The sequence below is a fragment of the Pseudoroseomonas cervicalis ATCC 49957 genome, assembly GCF_000164635.1.
In the GTDB taxonomy this organism is placed as follows: Bacteria; Pseudomonadota; Alphaproteobacteria; order Acetobacterales; family Acetobacteraceae; genus Pseudoroseomonas; species Pseudoroseomonas cervicalis.
In genome coordinates, this window is record NZ_GG770777.1 from 835,860 (window position 1) to 839,588 (window position 3,729).

Consider the following 3,729-nt stretch of genomic DNA (forward strand, 5'->3'; position numbering starts at 1 on the left):
GAGGACCCGCAGCCGCGCCCGGTGCCGCCGACCGCGCACAAGGAATTCCCCGGCACCCAATACGGCACGGCCGAGCCGGTCGAGCCGCCACCCGTCAAGCGCTGAACTGGGGCACCCAGCCCCCCCGCGTCCGGCGTGCGGGCCGCCTGCCCCCACGGGGGCGGGACGCCGGAGGCTTCCGGCCCGCCTCACCCTTTCCCCTTCCGCAGCTTGAATCCGCCCGGCGCCCGGTGGCGCCGGCTCGCGCCCTCGTGCCCGCACGGCGCGCCGCGCGGCGCGATGGGCGTGCCCGAAGCCTCAACGAAGCGGCGGCCCGGGCGTTCTTCCCGCATGCGGCCATCAGGCATGGCCGGAAAGGAGGCAGAATGAGCATCATCACGGGCAGGGAGGAGCGGCTGGTCGCCGCGGCGGATGGCATCGAGCCCGGCGCGCTGCGCACCCTCAGCGCCTATCTGCATGACAGCCACCGGGGCTACGACCAGGGGCGGCGCCTGACCTCGGACCGTTTCCTGCGCATCGAGTTCGCCGAGCTGGCGGAGAAGCGCGAGCGCATGGCGCAGGAGGTCGACACGCTGCTGCGCCAACACAATGAGGCGCCGCGCAAGGGCGGCAGCACGCTGGGCGCCGCGCACCGGGCCTATCTCGACCTGAAGGGCAGCCTGTTCGGCCAGGGCCGCGCCCGCGTGCTGCGCGAGGTGGTGCGCGGCGAGGCGGCGCTGGAGGACGCCTATGACGAGGCGCTGGACAGCCCCGACCTGCCGGCCGAGGCGCGCGCCCTGCTGCACCGCCAGCACCGCCAGGTGCGCGCCACGCGCGACCGCTACGCCGCCATGCTGGACGAGGATGGCGGCGACCAGCCCCTGGCCCCGGCGCAGGGCCAGGGGCTGGTGGCGCGCTTCAACCGGCTGACCCAGCCGGTGGTTTCCAATCCGATCCTCTCGGCCATCGCCGTCACCGCCGTCTCGGTGCTGACGGCGCGGCTGCTGCGCGGCCACCGCTACCGCTGAGGCGGGCAGCGGCCGCAGAAAAGCCCAGGGCGAGCGATCGCCCCGGGCCTTCGCCTTCAGCCCAGCAGGTGCAGCGAGAACATCCGCTGCGCATCGGTCCACAGCGCCTCGCCCCGCCAGCCGGCGGCCTCGGCCAGCGCCAGGAAGCGTTCCGGCGCGTGCTTGTAGCTGCTCTCGGTGTGGATGGTCTCGCCCGCCGCGAAGCGCAGCTCGACGCCGGCGACCGTCGCGCGCTGCGCCCGGCGGCTTTCCAGATGCATCTCGATGCGGCTCTGCGCCGCGTTCCACACCGCCTTGTGGGCGAAGCCGGCGGGGTCGAACTCGGCCGCCGCCTCGCGGTTCAGCCGGTGCAGCAGGTTCAGGTTGAAGGCGGCGGTGACGCCGGCCGGGTCGTCATAGGCCGGCACCAGCACCGAAGGGTCCTTCGGCAGGTCGACACCCACCAGGAAGCGCGCGCCCTCGCCCAGGGTCTGCCGCGCCGCGCGCAGGAAGTCGATCGCCGCCGCCTCGTCCAGATTGCCGATGGTCGAGCCGGGGAAGAAGCCGAGCAGCCGGCCCGGCAGTTCGGGCAGCGCCAGCGCCTCCATGAAGTTGCCGGTGATCGGTTGCACGGCGATCTGCGGAAAGCGCTGGCGCACCGCCTCCGCCGTCGCCGCCACCGCGCCGGGGGCGATGTCGAGCGGCGCATAGGCCGCCGGCCGCTCGAGCGCCGCCAGCAGCAGCGCCGCCTTGGTGGCCGAGCCCGCGCCATACTCGACCACGGCCGCGTCGGGACCGATGCGGCGCGCGAGATCCGGGCCGATCTGGCGCAGCAGCGCCAGCTCGGTGCGGGTGACATAGTATTCCGGCAGGGTGGTGATGGCCTCGAACAGCCGGCAGCCTTCCGGGTCGTAGAGCAGGTGCGGCGGCAGCGTCTTGCGCGGCGCCGTCAGGCCGCGCAGCGCGGTCTCCGCCAGCAGCGGGTCGAAGCCGCTGGCGCGGTGGGCGAGCGTCGGGATCGGGTGCATGCTCTCACGCCTCCTCGGCGAGGCGCAGGCCGGTGAACTGCCAGCGCCGGTCGGGATGGAAGAAATTGCGGTAGGTCAGCCGCGCATGATCCGGCGGCGTGGCGAGCGAGCCGCCGCGCAGCACCATGGTGTTGATCATGAACTTGCCGTTGTATTCGCCGACCGCGCCCTCGGCGGTGCGGAAGCCCGGATAGGGGCGGTAGGCGCTGCCGGTCCATTCCCAGACGAAGCGCGCCGCATCCTCGAGCTGGCCGCGCCGCGCCGCCGCCTCCCATTCTGCCTCGGTCGGCAGGCGCTTGCCGGCCCAGCGGGCGAAGGCATCGGCCTCGTACCAGGAGATGTGGCGCACGGGGGCGGCGGGATCGAGCGGGCGCATCCCGCCCGGCGTCATCTGCATCCAGTGGCCGTCGCGCTTCTCCCAGTGCAGCGGCGCGTCCCAGCCCTCGGCCTGGGCCGCCGAAAACCCCTCCGACATCCACAACAAGGGCTGGCGATAGCCGCCATCGGCGATGAAGCCGCACCACTCCGCGTTGCTCACCAGATGCGAGGCGATGCGGAAGGGCTGCAGCAGCACCTCGTGGCAGGGCCGCTCATTGTCGAAGGCGAAGCCGCTGTGCAGCGCGCCGATGCGCACCACCCCGCCCTCCACGGGGCGCATCGCCGCCGCCTCGCGCGAGGGGCCGGCCGGCTCCTGCCAGCCCGGCAGCATGGCCGGGCGCAGCGGATTGAGGGAAAAACCGTGCAGCAGGTCGGTCACCAGCAGTTCCTGGTGCTGCTGCTCGTGCTGCAGGCCGAGCTCGACCAGCTCCAGCGTGGCGGGGGCGAGGTCGCTGGCCAGCAGCCGCTCCATCGCGGCGTCGACATGGCGGCGATAGGCGCCGACCTCCGCGGTGCTGGGGCGGGTCAGCAGGCCGCGCCGCGGCCGCGCGTGCCGTGGCCCGGCCTGCTCGTAATAGGAGTTGAACAGGAAGGCGAAGCGCCGGTCGCAGGGCTCGTAGCCTGGCAGGAAGGGCGTCAGCAGGAACTGCTCGAAGAACCAGCTGGTGTGGGCGCGGTGCCACTTCACCGGGCTGGCATCCGGCATGGACTGGATGCCCTGGTCCTCGTCGCTGAGATCGGCCGCCAGCGCCTCGGTGTGGGCGCGCACGCGGCGCCAGCGCGCGGCCAGGCTGGCGCGGTCGCCGGTGGCGATGTCGTGACCGGGGCCAGGGTTGGCAGGCGGGTCCGGCATGTCGAGATCCGGGATGTCGGGCCGCCGCGTCAGCATGGGCGGGGCACGCCCCGATGCGGGGTGGCAGGTTCCATGGCGCGCTTCCTCATCCCTACTCGGGGATGCGAACGCCAGGGCGCCCAGCGGGTTGCGCCTGTCGCGGAAATGCCACGCGGCGCAACGCAACCCTGGCCATGCGGCGACGTTGGCCCGCCAGACCCAGAGGCTTCCCGCCCTAATAGCCCCCTGGCGAAAGGACGCGTCCCGTTGCCCGATGCCGCACTGCCGCAAGCCCTCTATCACCTGAACCCCCACGCCCTCGGCTCGCTGGAGACAGCGGCGGCCGAGCTTGGGCACATCGCGGAGCTTGGCTTCGACGCCGTGTGCCTGGCCTCGCCCTTCGACGCGGCGCCCGGCGAGGCGGGGCTGCTGCGCGACCCGTCACGGCTGCAGGAGGGGCTGGGCGGCGGCGAGGCGCTGCCCGCCCTGGCCCAGCTGGCCGAGG

Annotated in this window: 4 protein-coding genes; 2 read left to right on the plus strand and 2 right to left on the minus strand. The window is 73.5% G+C overall.

The features are described 5' to 3' along the window. Positions 1–365: 365 nt before the first annotated feature. Positions 366–1,007, plus strand: coding sequence for a PA2169 family four-helix-bundle protein (locus HMPREF0731_RS03630; protein WP_040611895.1), 642 nt, complete (start codon positions 366–368; stop codon positions 1,005–1,007). A 56-nt stretch (positions 1,008–1,063) separates the two neighbouring features. Here the strand turns inward: HMPREF0731_RS03630 and egtD are convergent, their stop codons facing one another. Together egtD and egtB are read right to left on the minus strand one after the other, a co-directional pair. Then, a complete protein-coding gene (egtD, locus tag HMPREF0731_RS24925; protein ID WP_007002669.1) occupies positions 1,064–2,014 on the minus strand; it encodes an L-histidine N(alpha)-methyltransferase in 951 nt (316 codons plus the stop codon). Between the two features lie 4 nt (positions 2,015–2,018). Beyond that, complete coding sequence (gene egtB / locus HMPREF0731_RS24930) at positions 2,019–3,245, minus strand: ergothioneine biosynthesis protein EgtB (protein WP_169312250.1); 1,227 nt, start codon at positions 3,243–3,245, stop codon at positions 2,019–2,021. Positions 3,246–3,491: 246 nt separating this feature from the next. On the opposite strand from egtB, the gene HMPREF0731_RS24935 reads away from it, so the two are divergent. Continuing rightward, positions 3,492–3,729 (plus strand): hypothetical protein (locus tag HMPREF0731_RS24935; RefSeq protein WP_007002671.1); only part of this gene is annotated, 238 nt, incomplete at its 3' end.

Excerpts from the sequence above, each read along its gene's own strand:
- HMPREF0731_RS03630 (WP_040611895.1), top strand. The coding sequence starts at position 366 with ATGAGCATCATCACGGGCAGGGAGGAGCGGCTGGTCGCCGCGGCGGAT.
- egtD (WP_007002669.1), bottom strand. The coding sequence starts at position 2,014 with ATGCACCCGATCCCGACGCTCGCCCACCGCGCCAGCGGCTTCGACCCG.
- egtB (WP_169312250.1), bottom strand. The coding sequence starts at position 3,245 with ATGCCGGACCCGCCTGCCAACCCTGGCCCCGGTCACGACATCGCCACC.